The 24364-nt window shown below is 30.9% G+C and carries 18 protein-coding genes; 17 read left to right on the top strand and 1 reads right to left on the bottom strand.

Features of this window, described 5'->3' with window-relative positions; genetic code table 11:
- The first annotated feature begins 15 nt into the window (after nucleotides 1-15).
- The 5 genes from B3N22_RS14940 (at nucleotide 16) to B3N22_RS14960 (ending at nucleotide 4074) form a co-directional block, all read left to right on the top strand.
- Complete coding sequence (locus B3N22_RS14940; protein WP_238902215.1) at nucleotides 16-1350, top strand: PTS sugar transporter subunit IIC; 1335 nt, start codon at nucleotides 16-18, stop codon at nucleotides 1348-1350.
- Between the two features lie 230 nt (nucleotides 1351-1580).
- Nucleotides 1581-1892, top strand: a complete 312-nt coding sequence (locus tag B3N22_RS14945; protein ID WP_073019188.1) for a PTS lactose/cellobiose transporter subunit IIA — start codon at nucleotides 1581-1583, stop codon at nucleotides 1890-1892.
- An 18-nt stretch (nucleotides 1893-1910) separates the two neighbouring features.
- Complete coding sequence (locus tag B3N22_RS14950; RefSeq protein ID WP_286908398.1) at nucleotides 1911-2231, top strand: hypothetical protein; 321 nt, start codon at nucleotides 1911-1913, stop codon at nucleotides 2229-2231.
- A complete protein-coding gene (locus B3N22_RS14955; RefSeq protein ID WP_286908501.1) occupies nucleotides 2228-2965 on the top strand; it encodes an anhydro-N-acetylmuramic acid kinase in 738 nt (245 codons plus the stop codon). The genes B3N22_RS14950 and B3N22_RS14955 overlap by 4 nt, the downstream gene beginning before the upstream one ends.
- A gap of 20 nt (nucleotides 2966-2985) precedes the next feature.
- Entirely contained in the window at nucleotides 2986-4074 is a 1089-nt protein-coding gene (locus B3N22_RS14960; RefSeq protein WP_286908400.1) for a DUF871 domain-containing protein, read from the top strand.
- 104 nt (nucleotides 4075-4178) lie between these two features.
- Here the strand turns inward: B3N22_RS14960 and B3N22_RS14965 are convergent, their stop codons facing one another.
- Nucleotides 4179-4796 carry a lactate utilization protein gene (locus B3N22_RS14965; protein ID WP_286908402.1) on the bottom strand — a complete coding sequence of 206 codons (618 nt, stop codon included), beginning with the start codon at nucleotides 4794-4796 and terminating at the stop codon, nucleotides 4179-4181.
- Between the two features lie 238 nt (nucleotides 4797-5034).
- Here B3N22_RS14965 and uvrA point away from each other — a divergent pair, with 238 nt between their 5' ends.
- From uvrA to B3N22_RS15025, 12 genes are all read left to right on the top strand, one after another.
- Nucleotides 5035-7860 carry an excinuclease ABC subunit UvrA gene (gene uvrA, locus B3N22_RS14970; RefSeq protein WP_286908405.1) on the top strand — a complete coding sequence of 942 codons (2826 nt, stop codon included), beginning with the start codon at nucleotides 5035-5037 and terminating at the stop codon, nucleotides 7858-7860.
- Between the two features lie 204 nt (nucleotides 7861-8064).
- The gene (locus B3N22_RS14975; protein WP_073019194.1) at nucleotides 8065-8508 is read left to right on the top strand and encodes an FHA domain-containing protein; all 444 of its coding nucleotides are present in this window, start codon (nucleotides 8065-8067) and stop codon (nucleotides 8506-8508) included.
- A gap of 13 nt (nucleotides 8509-8521) precedes the next feature.
- Nucleotides 8522-9742, top strand: coding sequence for an FtsW/RodA/SpoVE family cell cycle protein (locus B3N22_RS14980; protein ID WP_073019195.1), 1221 nt, complete (start codon nucleotides 8522-8524; stop codon nucleotides 9740-9742).
- A gap of 3 nt (nucleotides 9743-9745) precedes the next feature.
- Nucleotides 9746-11218 carry a peptidoglycan D,D-transpeptidase FtsI family protein gene (locus B3N22_RS14985; protein ID WP_286908407.1) on the top strand — a complete coding sequence of 491 codons (1473 nt, stop codon included), beginning with the start codon at nucleotides 9746-9748 and terminating at the stop codon, nucleotides 11216-11218.
- Nucleotides 11219-11233: 15 nt separating this feature from the next.
- Complete coding sequence (gene uvrC / locus B3N22_RS14990; RefSeq protein ID WP_181603659.1) at nucleotides 11234-13096, top strand: excinuclease ABC subunit UvrC; 1863 nt, start codon at nucleotides 11234-11236, stop codon at nucleotides 13094-13096.
- A 31-nt stretch (nucleotides 13097-13127) separates the two neighbouring features.
- Entirely contained in the window at nucleotides 13128-13850 is a 723-nt protein-coding gene (locus B3N22_RS14995) for a phosphatase (protein WP_286908409.1), read from the top strand.
- Between the two features lie 68 nt (nucleotides 13851-13918).
- Entirely contained in the window at nucleotides 13919-14842 is a 924-nt protein-coding gene (gene murB / locus B3N22_RS15000) for a UDP-N-acetylmuramate dehydrogenase (RefSeq protein WP_238902209.1), read from the top strand.
- A gap of 196 nt (nucleotides 14843-15038) precedes the next feature.
- Nucleotides 15039-15920 (top strand): RNase adapter RapZ, encoded by an 882-nt coding sequence (rapZ, locus tag B3N22_RS15005; RefSeq protein ID WP_073019203.1) that lies wholly within the window; start codon nucleotides 15039-15041, stop codon nucleotides 15918-15920.
- Entirely contained in the window at nucleotides 15917-17242 is a 1326-nt protein-coding gene (locus B3N22_RS15010) for a gluconeogenesis factor YvcK family protein (RefSeq protein WP_073019206.1), read from the top strand. The genes rapZ and B3N22_RS15010 overlap by 4 nt, the downstream gene beginning before the upstream one ends.
- 38 nt (nucleotides 17243-17280) lie before the next feature.
- Nucleotides 17281-18228: a DNA-binding protein WhiA gene (gene whiA, locus B3N22_RS15015; protein WP_073019208.1), complete on the top strand. Its 948-nt coding sequence runs from the start codon at nucleotides 17281-17283 to the stop codon at nucleotides 18226-18228.
- 131 nt (nucleotides 18229-18359) lie between these two features.
- On the top strand, nucleotides 18360-20339 hold the full coding sequence (locus B3N22_RS15020; protein ID WP_286908413.1) for a methyl-accepting chemotaxis protein: 1980 nt from the start codon (nucleotides 18360-18362) through the stop codon (nucleotides 20337-20339).
- A 129-nt stretch (nucleotides 20340-20468) separates the two neighbouring features.
- Nucleotides 20469-24035: a DNA polymerase III subunit alpha gene (locus tag B3N22_RS15025; protein WP_286908503.1), complete on the top strand. Its 3567-nt coding sequence runs from the start codon at nucleotides 20469-20471 to the stop codon at nucleotides 24033-24035.
- Nucleotides 24036-24364: the final 329 nt, after the last annotated feature.

Raw genomic sequence — 24364 nt, forward strand, 5'->3', positions numbered from 1 at the left:
GTAGGAGGAAGAGATATGCAAAAATTTTTAACGTGGATTGAAGAAAAGTTTATGCCACCTATGGCTAGGCTTGCTGAACAGAGGTATTTAAAGGCAATACGAGACGGAATTATTTCAGCTTTATCACTTATCATAGTAGGATGTTTTTTCATTATCGTAGCTCAACCACCTATAGATTCATTAAAGACTTTAGTAGCACCTCATGTAGCCAATATAATGATTCCATACAGAATAACAATGGGACTAATGTCTATCTATGCAGTATACGGTATGGGGTATAGTTTAGCGAAATCATATAAACTAGATGGAATGAGTGGAGGAGTACTATCATTAGCAGGTTTTTTAATGATGACAGTTCCACTAAACATTGATGGAGTAATAAACAATGCTATTAAGGCAGGTGTAGAAGGTGCAGATAAAATAACTGCTCCAGGATGGATATTGCCTATGGGAAATTTAGGGGCAGCAGGAATGTTCACCGGAATAATCATGATGATATTTGGAGTTGAAACATTAAGAATATTAAAGAAACATAAGATAACTATAAAAATGCCTGATCAAGTTCCTGAATCTGTTGCAAGAAGTTTTGAAGCTCTGATTCCAGCAGCTGTTGTTATAATAGTATCTTGGGTAGTTAGAGTAGTATTAAGGTTTGATTTAAATCAAGCAATTATAAATGTTTTTAAGCCAATAAATAATATAGTTGGAAATAGTTTAATTGGAGTAGTACTACCTGTTATATTAATAACTCTATTATGGTCAGCAGGCGTTCATGGAGTATCAATAATAGGATCTATATTGAGACCTATGTGGTTAATAATGTTAGAGCAAAATGCGTTAGACTTATCTAATGGAGTTGCATCAAATAAACTATCGTATGTTGCACCTGAACAATTTTATCAATGGTTTGTTTGGATAGGGGGATCAGGAGCCACATTATCATTGTGCCTACTTCTAATATTCTCAAAATCAACTTACTTAAGGTCTGTCGGAAGATTTTCATTAATTCCAGGACTATTTAATATCAATGAACCTTTGATATTTGGTGTACCATTAGTTTTAAATCCAATATTAGCTATACCATTTATATTAGCACCAACTGTAATGACAATATTAAGTTATATAGCAGTTAAATCGGGAATGATATCAGGATTTGTAGTTAATGCTCCATGGACTCTACCAGCACCTATAGGAGCATATCTAGCTACTGGTGGTGACTGGAAAGCACCTGTTCTAGTAATAATAAATATATTAATAGGTGTTGCAATATACTATCCATTCTTTAAATCATATGAAGCTAAACTTATTAAAGAAGAAAATGCCCAAGTTGACGGAGCTGTTCAAGTATAGTTAAATTATAAAATAATCATGGAGTTGTCGCATTAGCAGATAAATTTTATTAGCGACTGCTCCCTTTTTAGATTATATTTTGATATGTAGTTTCTTTAGGAAACTTAAAGCCAAAGATATGAAAGTGCTTATAATCCGCATGAATACTATATATAGTTATCTATATATATAGTTATATAGATGATGCTATATTTTTTTATAGAAAAATAATAACATTAGGAGGAAAAATAATGGAAGAAAAAATTTTTGAAATAATATTACACTGTGGTGACGCAAGAGGACATGCTTTTGATGCTTTAAAATTTGCAAGAGAAGGAGGGTTTGATGAGGCAGCGGATTCAATTAAAAAAAGTGAAGAAGAACTAAGGTTATCTCATAAGACTCAAACAGAGCTTATACAATCAGAAATAAATGGAGAAAAAGTTGAAATGAGCTTGTTAATGGTTCATGCACAAGATCAGCTTATGACAGCAATCTCAGAACAAAATTTGATAGTTCAAATGATAGAAATGTGTAAAGAAATAAAAGAATTAAAAAAATAAAAAATGGAGGTGTTTTTTATGATAAACACTCTTTTAAATATATTACTATTAATAGCTTTTGTAGCTATAACTGCAAAACTCACAAAATACATGATTGAAGTGAAAAAATGGAATTTGATGAAATATAGATGGTATATTGCTTTTATAGCTCCTTTTATAATAATAATTCCTACAGTAGCATTTGAAAATTTACCTAAATTTGTATTACAAATATCGGGATTTGTATTTGGCATGAGTTGTATAATATTCTTTGAGACAACAAGATTGATGATTGAGAAGAAGGAATTAAAAGGAGTAATCTATAATAACACTACCCCAAAATACAAAAAGAAAAAATAAAAAGAGCCTTAAGTAAAGAAAGTTCTAATGTAGAACTCATATGCAGTTTAAATTTTGAATTAGGATATGCATTTAGTAATGCTGTAAAAAATTTGTGCAAAAAAGCAAATTTTGATATTGATAAGCTGGATATTATAGGATCACACGGTCAGACTATTTTTCATATTCCAAAAGCTTATGGAGAACATACAAAATCAACACTACAAATAGGAGAACCAGCAATTATTGCATATGATAAAGATGGTTATTTTGCAAGCATTGGAAGTATAAAGCAAGACCTACTTAATGAACTAATGAGTATAGAATATATATCTATGAAACCACCTAAAACTACTGGAAGAGAGCTGTTTGGAAAACAATTAGTAGATTGTATTTTAAATAAATATGGGGATTTAAAGGCTGAAGATATAATAGCAACTATGACCATGTTTACCGCTAAATCTATAGCTTATAATTATAAAAAATTTATTTTTCCAAAACTAAAAATAGACGAAGTAATTTTAGGTGGAGGGGGAAGTTATAATAAAACCCTGATCAATATGCTTAAAGAAGAACTTAAGGATGTTAAAGTATTAATACAAGAAGATTTAGGATTATCATCAGATGCAAAAGAAGCAGTGGCATTTGCCTTATTAGCTTATGAAACTGTTAATAGAAGGGCCGGAAATGTTTTGGGAGCTACAGGGGCAAGCAAAAGAGTTATACTAGGAAATATAACATTACCACCTATATAAAAATAAAAGGAGATAGAGATATGAGAAAACTAGGAATTTCAATTTATCCTACACATGCAACATTAGAAGAAAATTTAGCTTATATAGATTTAGCTGCGAAATACAAGTTTACGAGAGTTTTTACTTGTCTTTTATCCGTTGAGGGAGATAAAGAAAAGATTGTTGAAGAATTTAAAAAAACAATTGAGCATGCAAACAAATACAATATGGAGGTAATGACTGACGTATCCCCTAGAGTCTTTGGAGACTTAAATATAAGTTATGAAGACCTAAGCTTTTTTAAGGAAATAGGAGCCTATGGAGTAAGGTTAGACATGGGTTTTACAGGGAACGAGGAATCCTTAATGACTTATAATCCCCAAGGATTAAAGATAGAATTAAATATGAGCTCAGGAACAAAGTATATAGATAATATTCAATCTTATAAACCTAATATGAATAACATAATGGCTTGTCATAATTTTTATCCACATAGATATACAGGATTAAGTTATGATCATTTTATAAAGTGCTCAAAACAGTATAAAGAATTAGGAATAACTACAGCAGCATTTGTAAACTCCACTGAGGCTACATTTGGTCCTTGGCCAGTAAATGAAGGGTTATGTACTTTAGAAATTCATAGAGAAATGGGTATAGTAGCACAAGCTAAACATTTATGGGCTACTGGATTGATTGATGATATAATAATAGCTAACTGCTTTGCGTCAGAAGAGGAATTGAGGCAATTAAGCGAGATAGATCCATATTGTTTATCATTTAATGTAGAAATAAATAAAGATGTACCTAATGTTGAAAGAAAAATTCTTTTAGAAGAATTGCATTTTAACAGAGGAGATGTTTCGGATTATGTTATTAGGAGTACACAAAGCAGAGTTAAGTTTAAGGGGCATGAATTTATTCCATTTAACACAATAGATATGAAAAAGGGAGATCTAGTTATAGAGACTTCTCTTTATGGACATTATGCAGGGGAACTGCATTTAGTAAAAAAAGAAATGAAAAACTCAGGAAAATCTAATGTTGTGGGGAGAATAGTTCCAGAAGAACAATTCTTATTAGATTTTATTGAACCATGGCAAAAATTTAGATTAAAAGAGGTTAAGTAGAAACTGTTGCATTGCAGCAGTTTTTTTGTGGAAAAGTTATAGCTTTATATAGTTAAACAATTAAAACTTTATAAAAAGTTATAAAGTTTTAATTGTTTAAAGTTCTAATAACCTAGAGATTCATTAATTACTATAACTTTTATTCTATTTTTTATAAATTGACCTGTTATTAGGACAAAATCATTACATATGCGTTCTTTATGGTTACAGTCTATACATCTATCTAATTTAGTACAGGGAGTAGATTTCCCTAAACGTTTTGCATCTAAGGGGGCAGCTATTTGGCGAGTTCTTTTGATTGCACTATCTAGATTTTCAACTATTTTGTTAATACCAACCACAATAATTACTTGCTTAGGACCGTATAGCATAGGGGCAACACGGCTTCCATTACCATCTATGTTGAAAATTTTTCCGTCTAGAGTAATGGCACTTGTACCAGTAATAAATGTATCAACATTAAAATTCTTTATATATAAATCACGTTTTTCTTCTTTAGATAAGTTTGGATTAAATTTATCTAAAAATCTGTAATTATCATTTCTTAAAAACTTAAAAACACCTGTATTTTCTAAAGTTACGGAATCACCTGAACCTACTGAAGAACCTTGTGGTATTAGTTCAGATAATAGAGCTAATAATTCTTGAGTGTTATTTACAAAGTATCCAGCCATATTATTCTTTTCAAGATTATTTATTAATTTTGTAATATTTTGATTCATTTACTCACCTCTAAGACTTTTGAGAAATAGTATATCAAATAAATAAGTGAGCAGCAATATATAGAAATATATATTTCTATAGAATAGATTGTTGACTAATGCACTTGAAAGATTTAAAATATAAACTATACGAACAGATGTTCAACAATATATATAACAAATTTGAATTTACTCAGAATTTTAGGCAAAAATATTAGATAGGAATTTATAGAAGTATATTGATCAACAGGAGGATTAAATGAAGGATAAGATAATTATTAAAGGTGCAAAAGTTCACAATTTAAAGAATGTAAGTTTAGAAATTCCAAGGGATAAACTAGTAGTATTTACTGGATTATCAGGCTCTGGGAAGTCTTCTTTAGCATTTGATACTCTTTATGCAGAAGGACAAAGAAGATATGTTGAATCCCTATCAGCTTACGCTAGGCAATTCTTAGGACAAATGAATAAACCAGATGTTGAATACATAGAGGGACTTTCTCCTGCTATATCAATTGACCAAAAGACTACATCAAAAAACCCACGTTCTACAGTTGGTACAGTTACAGAAATATATGATTATTTAAGACTGTTATATGCTAGAATAGGAACTCCACATTGCCCTAAGTGTGGAAAAGAGATAACCCAGCAAACAGTGGATCAAATTGTAGATCATGTTATGGCAATGGGGGAAAAAACAAAGATACAAGTATTATCTCCTCTTGTTAGAGGCAGAAAAGGGACTCATGAAAAGATTTTAGATAGCATAAGAAAAAATGGCTTTGTAAGAGCAAGAATAGATGGAGAAATATACGAGATTACTGAAGAGGAAGTAAAGCTAGAAAAGAATAACAAGCACAATATAGAAGCTGTTGTAGATAGATTAGTTATAAAGTCAGATATAGAGAGAAGGTTAACTGATTCTTTAGAGATGGCATTAAAACTTAGTGGTGGCTTAGTAATAATCAATAAAGTTGGAGAAGAAGATGTATTGTTCTCAGAAAATTTTGCTTGTGCTGATTGTGGAATAAGTATAGATGAATTAGCACCTAGATTATTTTCTTTTAACTCTCCTTTTGGAAAATGTGACCACTGTGATGGTTTAGGAACTTTAATGGAAATAGATGAAGATTTAGTAATACCTAATAAGGAATTGTCTATAATGGAGGGAGCTATTGCCTCTTGGGGAGATGGAAGACTTAAGGAAGATGCATGGACTTTTGCAGTATTAAATTCTTTAAGCAAAAAATATGGTTTTGATTTGAATACTCCTATAAAAGATCTTCCAAGAAATATTGTAGAGCTATTATTATATGGAACTAAGGGTGAGAGAGTTTCAGTAGATTATACAAAGGAAGGGATTAAAGGAACCTACAATCATGCGTTTGAGGGAGAAATTAATAATCTTAAAAGAAGATATAGAGATACTAACTCTGATCTTATTAAAGGTGAAGTAGAAAAGTTTATGAGCAATAATCATTGTCCTAAGTGTAAAGGACATAGGCTTAAGCCAGAAGCTTTAGCTGTAACTGTAGGAGAGAAAAATATAAGCGAATTCACAAGATTATCCGTAAATGATGAACTCAGTTATATAAATTCTTTGGAGTTATCAGAAAAAAATAAGGTAATAAGTGAACAAATTCTAAAAGAAATAAAAAGCAGACTAAGTTTCTTAAAGGATGTAGGATTAGATTATTTAGACTTAGCAAGAAACTCAGGAACTCTATCAGGAGGAGAAGCACAAAGAATAAGATTAGCAACTCAAATAGGATCATCTTTAATGGGAGTTTTATATATACTAGATGAACCTAGTATAGGACTTCATCAAAGAGATAATGACAGGCTGATTAAGACCTTAAAACACCTAAGAGATGTTGGAAATACGGTTATTGTAGTTGAACATGATGATGATACAATAAAAGAAGCTGATTTTGTTGTAGATATAGGACCAGGAGCTGGAGAACATGGTGGAAATATAGTAGCTGCTGGAACTTTAGATGTTATTAAGAATTGCAAAGAGTCTATAACAGGCCAATATTTAAGAAAAGAAAAAGTAGTAGAATTACCTAGTGAGAGAAGAACAGGAAATGGTAACTTCTTATCTATAAAAGGAGCAAAGGAAAACAATCTTAAAAATGTTAATGTTAAAATTCCATTAGGATTACTAACAATGGTTACAGGTGTATCCGGATCAGGAAAAAGTACCCTAGTTAATGAAGTTTTGTATAAAGGATTATATAAAATTATAAATAGAGCTAATATCGTTCCAGGTAAACATAAAGAAATAACAGGATATGAGGCTATAGATAAGATAATAGATATAGATCAAAGTCCAATAGGAAGAACACCACGTTCTAATCCAGCCACATATACTGGAGTTTTTGATATAATCCGTGAACTTTTCTCTCAAACTACTGAGGCAAAAATGAAGGGGTATAAACCAGGCAGATTTTCTTTTAATGTAAAGGGTGGAAGATGTGAGGCTTGCTCTGGAGACGGAATTATAAAAATAGAAATGCAATTTTTATCAGATGTTTATGTACCTTGCGAGGTTTGTAAAGGAAAAAGATATAATAGAGAGACTTTAGATGTAAAATATAAAGGTAAAAATATAGATGACATATTAAATATGACAGTGGAAGAAGGATTAAAATTCTTTGAGAATCTACCAAGAATTAAGAATAAACTTGAAACCTTGTATGATGTAGGTCTAGGATACATAAGATTAGGTCAACCATCAACACAACTTTCTGGTGGAGAAGCTCAAAGAATAAAATTAGCCTATGAACTTTCAAAAAGAAGTACAGGGAAAACCTTATATATTCTTGATGAACCAACAACAGGTTTACATATAGATGATGTTAATAGATTAACTCAGATAATTAGAAGACTTGTTGAAGCCGGAAATTCTGTAGTAGTAATTGAACATAATTTAGATATGATTAAATGTGCGGATTATATTATAGATTTAGGTCCAGAAGGTGGAGATGGAGGTGGCACTATAGTAGCTACAGGAACTCCAGAAGAAATTATTAAGGTTGAAAGTTCATTCACTGGTAAATATCTTAAAAAATATTTAGAATAAGATCAGGTGTAACTTGATTGAGTTGGGGTATCCATAAAGTGTCATAAATTGACTAGTGGGTACCCTAAAATAATATATAATTTTATAGGAATTTCTTAAGATTACCTGAAAAATGCAATATTTGTAGTTTTTTTGTTGTATAATCATTAATGTACTAGTGAGACAATATAAATAAGAGTATGAAATAATAATTGAGGTGAGTACATGAGTTTTCAGAAATTGATAGGAGTGGTTTTTGCAATTTTATTTATTGTGGTATTATACATAATTATTTACTACGCGCTTAAAATTATGTACAAAGATGTAAAAGGCGGAAATAGAACAAAGGGTTCATCTAATAAAGAAAAATTAGCCTATGGGTTAGAAGTTGTTAATGAAGGACAAAACTCTAATCTAAAGAAAGGCTCTCTTATACATGTTAGAAACACTGTAACAATAGGAAGAAAAGATGATAATTCTATTATTTTATCTGATACCTTTGTTTCAGGTAACCATGCTAAGTTATATGTGAGAAATAATGAGTTTTATTTAGAGGATTTAGATAGTACTAACGGAACTTACATTAATAATCAAAAACTACAAGGAAGAATGAAGTTAAAAATGAATGATGAAATAAAAATAGGTACAGTAGTATTTAAAGTGATGTAACTGGGGTGAAAAAATGAAGACTTTAAAGGATGAAAGAAAACTTTTAGCAGTAGTATACTTTTTAACCATAGCACTTTTCGTTAATCTAGCAGTCCTTAAAGATCCTATAGATATAGGAGCTTTAATTATGGGAGGGGTATTAATTATACTTATAGGGTTTTCTCACTTTGTTATAAGAAAATACTATCCAGATGGAGATAAGTTTATACTTATATTTGCAGCTGTTTTAGCAGTAATAGGGATAGCAGTTTTATATAGATTAGATGAAAAAGTTGCTATTAAGCAAATCATATGGTTTATAGCAGGAATAACAGCTTATATTCTTATAATAGTATTGCTTCCAGACCTAAAAACATTTAATAGATATAGATATTATTTTTTAGCGGCGACGGCTCTGTTTATGCCTATGGCCTTACTTATCGGTAAAGAACAATATGGAGCAAAAAACTGGGTGCTATTTGGAGGTTTTGGATTTCAACCATCAGAATTCGGAAAGATATTTTTAGTTCTCTACCTGGCTTCGGCTTTAAGAAATTATGAAGACAAGAAGAATTTAATGGGAGACTTTAAACAACTTGTGGAGCCAGCAGCAGTAGTTATGGCATCCATAGGATGTATGGTTTTACAGAGAGATTTAGGTTCTGCCTTAATTTTCTTTGGAATTTCAGTAACTATATTATATATAGCTACAGCTAAAGGGAAATACGTATTTATGAGTTTAGGGCTATTTTCTGTAGGATCAGTAGTAGCCTATGGATTATTTTCTCATGTAAGAAATAGAGTTCTTATATGGAAGGATTTATGGGCATATGCTAATAACGAAAGTTATCAAATAGTTCAAGGGCTTTATTCTATATCATCAGGTGGTATGGTAGGAACAGGACTAGGGCAAGGGTATCCAGGATTCATTCCAGTAAATACAACGGACTTTATATTTGCAGTTATTTGCGAAGAAATGGGAATGGTATTTGGGATAGGTATATTAATGCTTTACTTCCTTTTATTTTATAGAGGTATGAGAAGTGCACTTAAGGTTGAAGATAGATTTTCTCAACTGATTTCAGTTGGATTTTCAGCAATGATTGCAGCTCAGGTTTTAGTAATTATAGGTGGAGTATTTGCCGTTATTCCATTGACTGGTATAACGCTTCCTCTTATAAGTTATGGTGGAACTTCTATGCTAACAATGTTTTTTGCACTTGGAATTATGCAAAAGATATCAGAGGAGGGTTAAAGTATGAAAGATATTCAAAGTAGTATAAAAAAAGTAATGATAGTTTTTTCTTTTTTACTTTTAGCTTTAATTACTTATATAGCTTATTTTCAGGCTTTTAAAGCTCCTGATATAGCAGAAAAAACAGGTAATCAGAGATTGTGGGCGGAAAGAAATAAGGTTTTAAGAGGAACTATATATGATAGAAATATGGTGGCTCTAACGGAGAGTAAAAGAAAAGATGCATTAACTCAAGAGAGAAAATATACTCAAGGATCATTATATTCACATATTTTAGGATATGCAAATGAAAAGTATGGACTAACAGGATTAGAAAATACTTATGACAAGGAATTAAGAAATTATAATAAAATATCTTATTCGGTTAATAGTTTATTAGATACTTTAAAAATTAAAGAAGCTTTTAAAAATAGAATAGATGAAGATGAGGATATAGTTGGGAATTCTTTAGTTACCTCATTAGATACTAATGTACAAAAATCTGCTTATCAAGCATTAGAAAATAAAAAAGGAGCAGTAGTGGTGTTAAATCCTAAAACTGGGGAAATTATAGCCTCGGTTTCTAGTCCTACGTATGATCCTAATAATTTAGACGATGTTATGAAAGCAGCTAATTCAGGAGCGCAATCAAATTTTCCACTTATTAATAGAAGTACAGCTGGTATGTATGCTCCAGGATCAACCTTTAAGATTGTAACTTTAACATCTTCATTAGAAAATTTACCTGGAGTTACGAATAGAACCTTTAATGATAACGGAAAGATAGTGTTTAATTCTAAGCAATCCTTAAGTAACTATGCTGGAGCTTCATATGGTTCTATAGGATTAAAGGATGCATTAAGGGTTTCATCAAATGTGGTTTTTGGTACACTAGCTATGGATTTAGGAAACAATAAGCTTAAGACTACAGCAGAGAATTATTATTTTAATAAAAACATCCCTGCTAATGGAGTAGTTATAGAAACTTCTCAATTCCCTACAATAGATGATTCAGAAAAAGGAAGCATAGCTCAAACAGGAATAGGTCAAAGTTCTATTTTAGCTACACCTATGCAGATGGCATTAATAGCTTCTGCCGTAGCTAACGATGGAGTAATGGTTGAGCCTAAACTTGTAAATACAGTAGTTGATAAAAATGGGAAGACCGTTAAGAATATAGATACAAAAAATATAGGGAGAAGCCTTTCAAGTGAAAATGCTGCGATAATTAAAGATTACATGAGAAATGTAGTAAGTAGTAGAGAGAACAGTCAATGGACCTATTTTAAAGGACTTAATGTGGCTGGTAAAACTGGTACAGCCGATTATAAGCTTCCTGATGGAACAGATGCAGTTCCAAATGCTTGGTTTATTGGATTTGCTCCAGCAGAGAATCCTCAATATGCAATTGCAGTGTTAATCGAAAATGGAGGAGTCGGCGGTGTAGCAGCGGCAGAAACTGCAGGAAAGGTATTAAAAACAGCCATGGGCAAATAGGAAGAGGTGATTTTTATATTTGATTTTGAATATCATTTGAAGAACCTTCCTGAGAAACCTGGAGTTTATATAATGAAAAACTCTTTAGGTGAAATTATATATGTTGGGAAGGCAAAGGTTTTAAAAAATAGAGTAAGACAGTATTTTCAAAGTTCTAAAAATCATTCAGAAAAAGTTAAAAAGATGGTAGCTAATATTTCTGAGTTTGAATATATAGTTACAGATTCAGAAATGGAGGCTCTTTTATTAGAATGTAATCTAATTAAAAAACATAGCCCTAAGTATAATATTGCACTTAAAGATGATAAGTTTTACCCGTTTATTAAGATAACGATGAATGAAGATTTTCCAAGAGTATTCGTTACTAGGAATTATGCTAAAGACGGTAATAAGTATTTTGGACCTTATGTAAATGGCACAGCTGTCTATGAGACTATAACTTTAATAAAGAAGATATTCCCACTAAGAACTTGTAAGAGATCAATTATAGAAGGTGGGGAAAAAACAAGACCTTGTTTAAATTACCATATTAATTTATGCAAGGCCCCTTGCGCTGCACTTATATCGAAAGCTGAGTATAGAAAGATGATAGATCAGATTATAGATATATTAAACGGCAAAGATAATTATATAGTTAAGGAACTTAAAGAAAAAATGCTAAAGGCTTCAAATGAATTAGAATTCGAGGAAGCTGGAGGTTATAGAGATAAGATATTAGCTATAGAAAATATAATAGAGAAACAAAAGATGTTTACAGTTAAAGAAGGAGAAGAAGACTATATAAATCTTTATTGTGATGAAAAAGATTGTTGTGTACAAATATTCTTTTCAAGAGATGGAAAAATCAGTGGAAGAGAGCATTTTGTATTTGAAGATAAAGCGGGATATAATAAAAGAGAAATTTTAAGAGAATTTATTACTAGTTTTTATGGTGGAACAGCGCAAATACCTAAGAATGTTTATCTACCAGATGTAGATGATTTAGAGTTATTAGAAGAGTTTCTAACTATAAAAAGAGGGTCAAAGGTTTGGATAAAGATACCTAAAAAAGGAGAGAAAATAAATCTTCTTGATATGGTAGAAGAAAATGCAAAAGTAACTTTAGATAAATTTAAAGATAAGATATTAAGCGATAAAGAAATAAATAGGGTAGCTTTAGAGGAGCTTAGAGAAATTTTAGAGTTAGATGAGTTGCCTATGAGAATAGAGGCTTATGATATCTCAAATATTCAAGGAGTGGATTCTGTAGGAACCATGGTAGTATTTGAAGAAGGTAAACCTAAAAATAGTGATTATAGAAGATTTAGAATAAAAACAGTTCAAGGTCCTAATGATTATGAAAGTATGAGAGAGGTATTAACAAGAAGATTTGCTCATGGATTAGAGGAAGTTAAGCAAATTCAAGAGAGAAAATTAACTCTTGGAGGTGGTAAATTCTCGGTATTTCCAGATGTAATCTTAATGGATGGAGGAAAAGGCCAAGTTAATATAGCACTTGAAGTTTTACAGAGTTTTGGAGTAGATATACCTGTTTGTGGAATGGTTAAAGATGACAAACATAGTACAAGAGGGCTTATTTATAATAATCAAGAGATATTATTGTCAAGAAGAAGCAATTTATTTCATATGCTTACAAGGATACAAGATGAGGTTCATAGATTTGCTATAACCTATCACAGAAGTTTAAGAGATAAGAGAACTCTTCATTCTATATTAGAAGATATCCCCTATGTAGGAGAAAAGAGGAGAAGAAACCTACTTCTAAAATTCGGAAGTGTAGATAATATCAAAAAAGCCACTGTGGAAGAATTATTAGAAACACCTGGAATAGATAAAAAAGCTGCTGATAGTATAAAAAAGTACTTTAGTGGCAATTAAATAAATAGGGAAAGAAAGAGGGGCTTTAGCTATGAAATATGTAGTAGATACGCACACACATACTATTGATTCAGGGCACGCTTATAGTACATGGTTAGAAAATATTAAGTGGGCATCTGAAAACGGAGTTAAGGTTTTAGCAACAACAGAACACGGACCAGCTATGCCTGGAGGACCACATATATTCTTTTTTAATAATCTTAAGGTTTTACCAAGAGAAATGTATGATGTAATTCACTTAAGAGGATGCGAAGCTAATATTGTAGACTTTGAAGGGAATATAGATATACCAATGGAAACACAAAATAAACTTGATTTAATAATTGCATCTTTACATGATGTTGTTATAGAATCTGGAACTGAAGAGCAGAATACGAATGCACTTTTAAATGTAATGGAAAACCCAAAGGTTGATATATTAGGTCATATAGGAAATCCCCAATTCCCAATATGTATAGAGAAAGTTATAAAAAAAGCAAAAGAAAAGAATAAAATAATAGAAGTAAATAATAGTTCATTTAGATCAAGGCCAGGAAGTGAAAAGAATTGTAAAAAAGTAATTGAGTTATGTAAAAAATATGAGGTTAATATAATAGTCAGTTCAGATGCCCATGTATGTACTCAAATAGGTAAATTTGATGTAGCCCATGAACTTTTACAAGAAATTTCTTTTCCAGAAGAGTTAATAATGAACACAAATAAAGATAGGATAATAAACTATTTAGTGAAGAAAAATAAGCTTAAAGACATATAGCTTGTTAAATTTAGGATTATTTATTATACTTATATATTAGAGTACTATTAATCAGAAGGGGTTTCAATATGAATCAGTACGGTTTTTTATTAAATAAGCTAGAGAAAATACTTGATAAAAATGACATAAAGATAAATGAGCCAATGAGTGAACATATATATTTTAAAGTTGGTGGACCAGTAGATTACTTGCTTAATCCAAAAAAGAAAGAGCAGGTTGTGGAAATTATAAATATTTGCAAAAATGAAAATATTCCATACTATATAATTGGTAATGGATCAAATCTTTTAGTTAAAGATGGTGGAATAAGAGGCGTTGTAATAAAACTTTGCGAGTTAGATAATATAGAAGTGAAAGAGAATACTATAATATCAGAATGCGGAGCTTTATTATCTAAGGTTTCAGAAGCTGCATTGGATAACTCTTTGACAGGATTTGAATTTGCTTGTGGTATCCCAGGAAGTATTGGCGGAGCTGTATATATGAACGCAGGAGCCTACGATGGAGAAATATCTCATGTTATAAAATGGGCCGAAATAATTGACGGAGATGGAAAACTAGTAAAGTTGTCAAAGGATGAACTGAAATTAGGATATAGAACTTCGTATATTATGGAGAATGGTTTTGTTGTTATAAGCGCTTGTTTTGAATTAAGGTTTGGAGATAAAGAGTTAATTAAAAATAGAGTAGATGAATTAACTAGAAGAAGAGAAGAAAGACAACCGCTTGAGTATCCTTCAGCGGGAAGTACATTTAAAAGACCACCTGGATACTTTGCAGGTAAGCTTATACAAGATGCCGGACTTAAAGGTTTCTCTTTAGGGGGAGCCGCTGTATCTGAAAAACATTCAGGTTTTGTAATTAACAAAGGAGATGCAACTGCTAAAGATATCTTAGATTTAATAGCTCATATTCAAGCAACAATAAAAGAAAAATTTGGGGTGGAGCTTAATACTGAAGTCAGGATAATTGGAGAAGAAAAAGATAATTAGATAAATAAGAACTCAGCTTTTAGGGCTGAGTTTTTTACTTAGTGGTATTTAAAATAATATTCATCATAATGGAGGGGGTAAGCACATAAATATTAATACAAAAATTAAGTATTTATGATATAATTTATTATAGATTTTTAGTAGAAAGGACGGTGAAATCCTGATTTTGCTTAAGGCAATATTGTCAGGGGAACTTATGAGATTTGTAATTGTTACTGGATTGTCAGGAGCGGGAAAAACGGAAGCCACAAGAAGCCTTGAGGATTTAGGATATTTTTGTGTTGATAACTTACCACCTAAATTAATACCTAAATTTGCAGAAGCATGTATTCAAAGTGAAGGAAAGATAGATAAGGTTGCACTTGTTATAGATATTAGAGGGGGAGTTTTTTTTGATGACCTCTTTGAAAGCTTAATATATTTAAAAGATGGTGAATTTAAGTATGAGATATTATTTTTAGAAGCATCAGATGATATATTAGTAAAAAGATTTAAGGAATCAAGGAGAAGTCATCCATTAGCTCCAGATGGAAGAGTTATAACAGGAATAGAAAGTGAAAGAAAGAAATTAAGGGAAGTTAAGGATAGAGCAGATATAATTATAGACACATCAAAATATGCAATAAAAGATCTTAGGGAGAAAATAAATGAGAATTATGGAGATGGAAAGGTTATAGAAAAGCAATTATCTGTAACTGTATTATCCTTTGGTTTTAAATATGGAATACCTGTAGATGCTGATTTGGTATTTGATGTTAGATTTATTCCAAATCCTTTTTATATACCAGAACTCAAACCTTTTTCTGGAAATGAAAAACCTGTTAAAGACTATGTATTATCTCAAGAAGAGACTATAGGATTTGTTGAAAGGCTTGAAGATATGCTTAAATTCCTTATACCAAACTATACTAAAGAAGGAAAGAGACAATTGATTATTGCAATAGGTTGCACTGGAGGAAGACATAGATCTGTTGCAATTGCTAATGACATTTATGAAAGGTTAAGCAATGATTATACGGTTGGAATTGAGCATAGGGATGTGAATGAAGATACCTATAAGGGAGCTAGAAAGTTATGAGGTTCCTAGACTGGTTAAGACCTGGAATAAGGGTTAAAAGATGGATCTTATTTGGATTATTAGGAGTGCTTTTAGTAGCTTACGGTTTTACGGAACTTGCTTTACACAGTATGTATAGCATCATGTATAAAGTATTTTATGTATTTTTAATAATAACAGGGATTTTTGTTTTATACGTTTCAGTAACTGAAGTGATGAGGGGAATAATAGCACTTATAAATAAAGGATATATAAAGGTATCCTTAGATTCAGATAAAATGCAAAATCTTATATATGAAAAAAGATTATTAGTAAAAGGACCTAAAATAGTAGTAATTGGTGGGGGGACAGGTCTTTCCACAATGCTAAGAGGATTAAAGTATTATACTTCTAATATAACTGCTATAGTTACAGTTGCAGATGATGGTGGAGGATCTGGGGATTTAAGAGAAGATTTAGGTATTCTTCCGCCAGGAGATATAAGAAACTGTATATTAGCTTTGGCTGATACAGAGCCCTTGATGGAAGAACTACTTCAATATAGATTTAAAGATGGAAGGCTTAAGAATCAAAGCTTCGGTAATTTATTTTTAGCTGCAATGGATGGAATTTCAGATAATTTTGAGGATGCTGTTCAGAAGATGAGTTCGGTATTAGCAGTAACAGGGAAAGTTATACCTGTTACTTTGGAAAACATGAGATTGAAAGCATTTTATGAAAATGGTAATACAGTAGAGGGTGAATCTCAAATACCAGAAGAAGCTATTGCACAAAAAACTAAGATTTCGAAGTTAATGATTATACCTGAAAATGCGGAGCCATTAAGGGAGGCATTAACAGCTATACGAGAAGCCGATGTAATAATTATGGGACCAGGAAGTTTATATACTTCTGTTTTGCCAAATTTATTAGTAAAAAAGATATCGACAACCATTAAGAGAAGTAGTGGTTTAAAAATGTATGTTTCTAATATAATGACTCAGCCAGGAGAAACAGATAATTTTAAAGTTTCAGATCATTTAAGAGTTTTGTATAAACATTGTGGGAAAGATATAGTCGATTATGTTATAGCAAATGTTCAAGAATTACCTAAAAATCTTATTGAAAAATATAGGGAAGAAGGTTCTCAAGAAGTAATAATTGATAAAGAGATTATAAATAAGATGGGAATAGAGATTATAGAAGCTAATTTAGTTAAATATAAAGATGGCTTCATTAGACATAATTCAGAGGAACTCGCAAAAGTAATAATGACTACAGTTATGGAGAAAGCTCTTCTTTATGATAAGAAGAAGATAATAGAGTATATGTATCTATCCCAAAGGTTAAAAGAAAGTAAATAATTATATATTAAAGGAAGTATAAAGGGAAGGGAGATCCTATGTCATCATTTTCATCTAAGGTTAAAGGAGAAATATGCAGATATACAGATATAACTAGGGAAGAGGCTTTAGCTGAATTATCAGCTATAATGAAGGTAAGCGGAACTTTAGCCTTTAGTGGTAGGCAGATTAGTTTTAAGATAACAACAGAAAACCCAGGTTCAGCAAGATTAATATTTACTCTTCTTAAAGAACACTTTAGTATTCACTCTAAACTTATGGTTAAAAAGAGTAGTTCTTTAAAAAAGAACAATATTTATATGGTTCTAGTTACAGAAGAAATGGGAGTAAAAGAACTACTTTATGAAACTGGTATATTTAAAGAAGTTGAAGGAATAATGTCTTTAAGCTATGGTATAGAAGAACAAATGGTTTCTAGTGATGAAAACGCTAGAGCATATATTAGAGGTGCATTACTTGGAGGAGGAAGTATATCTAATCCAGAAAAAGCATATCATCTAGAATTTGTGACTCATAGTGAAGAATATGCTAAAGATTTAAGTAAACTTGTTAATAGGTTTGGATTGAATTCTAAAATTATTCAGAGAAAAAACAGTTATATAGTTTATATTAAAGAAGGCGAACAGATAGTTGATCTTTTAAATATAGTAGGAGCTCATACTTGCCTATTAGAGCTAGAGAATATAAGGATAATGAAGGAAATGAGGAACAATGTAAATAGACTTGTAAATTGTGAGACTGCAAACTTAAGTAAAACTGTTAATGCTGCAGTAAGACAAGTTGAAAGTATAAGACTCATTCAAAAGGAAATAGGTCTTCAAAGATTACCTAAAAATTTAAGAGATATAGCAGAGCTTAGATTAAATTATCCGGATGAATCTTTAAAAGAGTTAGGAGAAATGCTAGATCCACCAGTAGGGAAATCAGGTGTAAATCACAGATTAAGAAAAATAGAAAAAATAGCAGAAGAGCTACGAGGGAAATAAGATAGTTAAACTTAGATTAAGTTATTGTTATGAATGTTAAAGATTGAGTTAAAGGTGTATTAATAATAATACACCTTTAATTATTTTATGTAAAATTGGTATTAAGATGGTTGTTTGGAGGAATAAAAACAATGATAAAGAAAAGTATTAGAAATCAGCTATTAATACCAATTGTATCTATGATAATTCTTTTAGTTTCAGTTTTATCTTATGTAGCTATAAGTGAATCTAAAAAACACATAACCAATAATTCAGAGAGATTTCTAATGGAATTAACAAATGAAAAAATAAATAATATCAATAATATTTTTAATGATAATTTAACAAGTATGTGGGGAATTGTTAATTCTCAAATCTTGAAGGATGGAAAAACTCCCTGGGAAACCTTAAAAAATTTACTTGATTCTCAAAAAAAATCAAGGGATCATATATCTATAGGAATTATAGATGAAAATGGGAGTATAAAATATAGTGATGACACAACTGGAATGCTTGAAGATAAAGAGTTATTAACTAGAGTGCTTAATGGAGAAGGGTTAGTAAAAAAAGTTGGGATTGATGGAGAGAATAATCCTATATTTTCTTATTTAGTTCCGATAGTAGTAGATGGTAGGATATCTAAAATACTAGTTGTAAATAGAATTGAGCCAGAGCTTAGCAGAATAGTTAAAGAGGAAGTCTCAGGATATGGGGCAGGGATTATACTAAATGAACAAGGAATTATACAGATACATACTAACAAAGAGTTTATAGGTAAAAAGTTAAGTGAGCTCGATGCTAATGTTGGATTAGCAGATATAGAACAAAAAATGATAAAAGGTGAGGTATCTTCAGGAGAATACAAACTCAACAATAAAGATAATATAATAACATATGGGAAAATAAAAGTAATTGGGTGGTCATTTGGTCAATACCTAGATAAACAGGGAATACAGCAAGAGGTTGATGAGTTGTCAAAGTATTTCTCTGCTTTAGGAGGCATAGTTGCGATTATTGGTGTATTGACAGCATTAATAATAATAAACCTAATAACACGAAATTTAAAGAAAATAGACAATCATATGACTATACTTTCAACTGGGGACTTAACAAAAGGTGTAGAAGAGAATTTAAAGAAGAAAAAAGATGAGGTTGGAGACATAGCAAATGCTATTAATAAAACCCAGCAATATATTTCTGAAATAATTTCCTTAATAAAAATAAATTCAGATAGTATTGATATGAAGTCCGAAAATCTATCAAATATTTCAAGTAAGTTTGTGTATTCAACTGAAAACATAGCCCATGCAATAGAAGAAGTTGCAAGTGGAAGTGATACTCAAGCACAGGAATTAACCGATACAGTAGAAATAGTGAATAAGTTTGGACGAGAACTTGATAAAATAGTAGTACAATTTGAGGAGATAAATACTAGAGCGGTAGACATTGATGAAAAAGCTAAAAAGTCTAATAACTCTATGGAAATGGTTGTCCAAGGATTGTTAGAGCTTATAGTGACATTTAGTGAATTTAAAGAAAAAATAAATTTAATGGACAAAAATATTAAAAAAGTTAATGAGTTTACTTCAGTAATCAAATCCATATCAGAACAAACCAATCTTTTAGCTTTAAATGCTGCAATAGAGGCGGCTGCTGCTGGTGATGCAGGAAAAGGGTTTGGTGTAGTAGCTGATGAAGTTAGAACTCTAGCAGAAAAAAGTAAAATAGCTTCAAATAAAATCTTTGAAATAGCATCTGATTTATTGAAAGATACACGAAATATTTCCTCGACTAGTGAAAAGATGAATAACGAGATAGTGAAACAAAGAGAGACAATAGATACATCGATGACTTCTTTTAAAGAGATATCATCATCTATTGAAGAAATAACTCCTAGGATAAATAATGTAAGTAGGTACGTTGAAAGGTTGTCGTCTAATAAGGATGATATCGTCATAAAAAGTGAAAATGTGGCATCAATTTCCCAGGAAATATCTTCATTAGCACAAGAAATATCGGCTTCGATGGAGGAAATGAAAGAATCATCACTTGATGTTTCTGTAACATCTAAAGACTTAAAGGATATGACTGCAGTAATGAAAGAGAACGTAGGGATATTTAAAATAGAATAAGGTGTTTTTTGAAATAAGATCGCTTCAATATTGTGTAGTGGTCTTATTTTATTTATAACTTTGATGATTTACCTATTTTATTTAGGGCTATTTTTGTCTAAAATAGAAGATAGGGAAGGAAGTGATGGAGTGAGTGAAAAGAAGTTTTGTCATCTACATTTACATACAGAATACTCTTTGTTAGATGGTTCAGGTAAAATATCTAAAATAATAAAAAAAGCAAAAGAATTAGGGATGGAATCAATAGCAATAACTGATCATGGTGTAATGTATGGATGTGTCGATTTTTATAAAGAGGCCAAGAAAGCGGGTATAAAAGCTATATTAGGCTGTGAAGTTTATGTGGTGCCTAAATCTATGTACATAAAAAATAATGATAGTGAAAATGAAACCCATCATTTAGTTCTTTTGGCTAAAAATCAGCAAGGTTATGAAAATTTGATGAAGATTGTATCAAAGGGTTCAACGGATGGTTTTTACTATAAGCCAAGAATAGATCATGAATATTTGAGAAAACATAGCGAAGGTATAATAGGATTGAGTGCTTGTCTAGGAGGAGAAGTAAACTCAGCATTAAATAATGGTAATTATAATAAGGCAAAGAATATTGCCTTAGAATATAAGGATATATTTAAAGAAGGATTTTATCTAGAACTCCAATATCATGGATTAGAAGAGCAAAGAAAGGTTAATGCAGGTCTTATAGAAATTTCTAAAGAAACTGGAATACCTTTAGTTGCTACTAATGATACTCACTATATTGAGAAGAAGGACTATAAATCTCATGATATATTATTGTGTATTCAAACAGGAAAAACAGTAGAAGATGAAAAGAGGATGAGATATCCTTCTGATGAGTTTTATCTAAAGTCTCCAGAAGAGATGTGGGAATTATTTTCTTATGTTCCCGAGGCACTTGAGAATACAATTAAAATTGCTGAACAATGTAATTTTGATTATGAGTTTCATAAATCAAAGTTACCTAAGTTTCCACTACCAGAAGGTCAAGATCCTTATGAGTACTTAAGAGATGTATGTTTTATGGGATTATTAGAAAAGTATAATATAACCAATGAAAAATACTCTTATGAAAATATAGAGAAATATAAAATTATTAGTACTGAAGTAAAAGAACTTGTGGATAGATTAGAGTATGAACTTGGAGTAATAAACCAGATGGGTTATGTAGATTACTTCTTAATAGTTTGGGACTTTATAAGATTTTCAAATGAAAATAACATCCCAACAGGTCCTGGAAGAGGGTCTGCAGCAGGATCAATTGTAGCTTATACGTTAGGTATAACAAAAATAGACCCAATAAAATATAATCTTTTATTTGAACGTTTCTTAAATCCTGAAAGAGTAAGTATGCCTGATATAGATTCAGACTTTTGTTATGAAAGGCGACAAGAAGTTATTGACTATGTTGTAGATAAATATGGTGAAAGCAATGTTTCGCAGATAATAACCTTTGGAACAATGGCTCCAAGAGCCTGTATAAGGGACGTTGGAAGAGCTATGAATTATACTTATGCAGAGGTTGATAAAATAGCTAAAATGATTCCTACAATGTTAGGAATCACTATAGAAAAAGCATTGAATCTAAATCCAGAGCTAAAAAAACTATATGATGATGAAGATAGAGTAAGAAACTTAATAGATGTAAGTAGAGATTTAGAGGGATTGCCAAGACATTCATCAACCCATGCAGCTGGTGTTGTAATTGCTTCAAGACCACTGGTAGAATATGTTCCAGTACAGAAAAATGAAGATAATATTGTAACTCAATTTGATATGAATACCTTGGAGGAACTTGGTTTATTAAAAATGGATTTCTTAGGACTTAGAACATTAACAGTAATGAAGGATGCTGTTGATATGATAAGACAAAATAGAGGTATAGAGATCGATTTAGATGATATTAATACTAATGATAAAGAAGTCTATAAGATGTTAGGAGAGGGAAAAACTGTAGGTGTATTCCAATTGGAGTCAGCTGGAATGACTAGCTTCATGAAGGATTTAAAGCCGGATTCTTTAGAGGATATAATTGCGGGTATATCATTATATAGACCAGGCCCTATGGCAGAAATACCTAGATATATAGAAAGTAAAAAAAATCCAGATAAGGTTACATATATAACACCTGAATTAGAAAACATATTGGATGTTACTTATGGTGTTATGGTATATCAAGAACAGGTAATGCAGATAGTTAGGGATCTTGCAGGTTATTCTTTAGGACGTTCAGATATGGTTAGAAGAGCTATGTCAAAGAAAAAGCATGAGGTAATGGAGCAGGAAAGACGAAACTTCATCTATGGAATAGTAGATGAAGAAGGAAATATTGAAGTTCCAGGTTGTGTAGGTAATGGCATTTCAGAAGAGGCTGGGAATAAAATATTTGATCAAATGATTGACTTTGCAAGTTACGCTTTTAATAAGTCCCATGCAGCTGCTTATGCAATAGTAGGTTATCAAACTGCATTTTTAATGAGATATTATCCAGTAGAATTTATAGCTGCAATGCTTAATTCAGTAATGGGAAATAATGATAAAGTAGCGGCCTATATAAACTCGGCAGAAAAATTAGGCATTAAACTTCTGTTACCTGATATCAATGAAAGTTATTCTAAGTTTACAGTTAAAGAAGATACTATAAGATTCGGATTAGCTGCAATAAAAAATGTAGGTTATAACGTTGTAGAATCAGTAGTAAAAGCAAGAAATGAGAAGGGGAAATTCACATCCCTACAAGATTTTTGTAATAAGATGGATTTTTCATCTATAAATAAGAGGGCAGTTGAAAGCTTAATAAAATCAGGAGCTTTTGATAGTTTTAATGTATATAGATCAAGACTTTTAGCAGTTCATGAAAAAGTTATGGATTCAGTTGCTGGAGATAAGAGAAGGAATATAGATGGACAAATGAATTTATTTATTGATCTTAATGAAAATGTATCTATACCAGAGGTTACATATCCGCAGATAAATGAATTTAAGAAAAATTATATTTTAACAATGGAAAAAGAGATGACTGGTTTATATTTAAGTGGGCATCCTTTAGATGATTATAAAGAAAGTATCAAATTACAAACTAGTACCACTATAGATAAAATAATGGCTACAAAGGAAGTTTTGGAAGAAGATATACATGACGTACTTACAGTTGGTATGAGTGGATATAAGGAAGATGCTATAGAAGATGGAACTAGAGTTGTAGTTGCAGGAATAATAAGTTATGTAAGTAGAAAAGTAACTAGGAACAATACTATGATGGCATTTGTTAAGATAGAGGATTTAACAGCATCTATGGAGGTTGTAGTATTCCCTAAAACTTTGGAGAAAGTAAATTCACTTATTAATATGGATAGCTTGGTTGTAGTAAGAGGAAGAGTAAGTATAAACGAAGAAGAATTACCTAAAATTCTGTGTGAAGATATAACTCCGTTAGAAAAAATAAACACAGAAAAAGTTTATATTCGCGTAGAGAATACTAGCAAGGCTAAAGAGATTAATAAGCTTCTTAAAGTTCTTTTGACCGAATACAAAGGTGATACACCAGTTAATATTTTTACTGAAAAAGAAAAACAAAACTTTAGATTATCTAGAGATTGTTGGGTAGATTTAGACAAGGGAGCTTTAGAGTATCTAAGAAAGAAATTTGGAAATGATAATGTAAAATTAGTTGATTAAAAATGAGGGCTCTCAATTTTTTTGGGAGCTCTTTTTTTCATTATTTGTATTTGAAATAATTAAAGGTTTTTGATATAGTATATATGATGTAGATTTATAGAAAAAAATGTTGAAAGTTTTTAAATAGTTTATTAAATATTTAAATCTTATAAAAGCTTTGACAAAAAGTTAATAAATAATAATTAATAAGAGAAATGGGTATAATATAGTTAAATGAAATAGATTACATTATTTTTTGTAATAAAACCTAGTAAAAAGCTTGAAAATACCCGAAACTTTAAGTAAAATTAATTTGTCTTAATATATTTATAATTTTGAGAAAACTTCGA

The organism is Clostridium sp. UBA1652, assembly GCF_002320975.1.
Classification (GTDB): Bacteria; Bacillota; Clostridia; order Clostridiales; family Clostridiaceae; genus Clostridium_T; species Clostridium_T intestinale.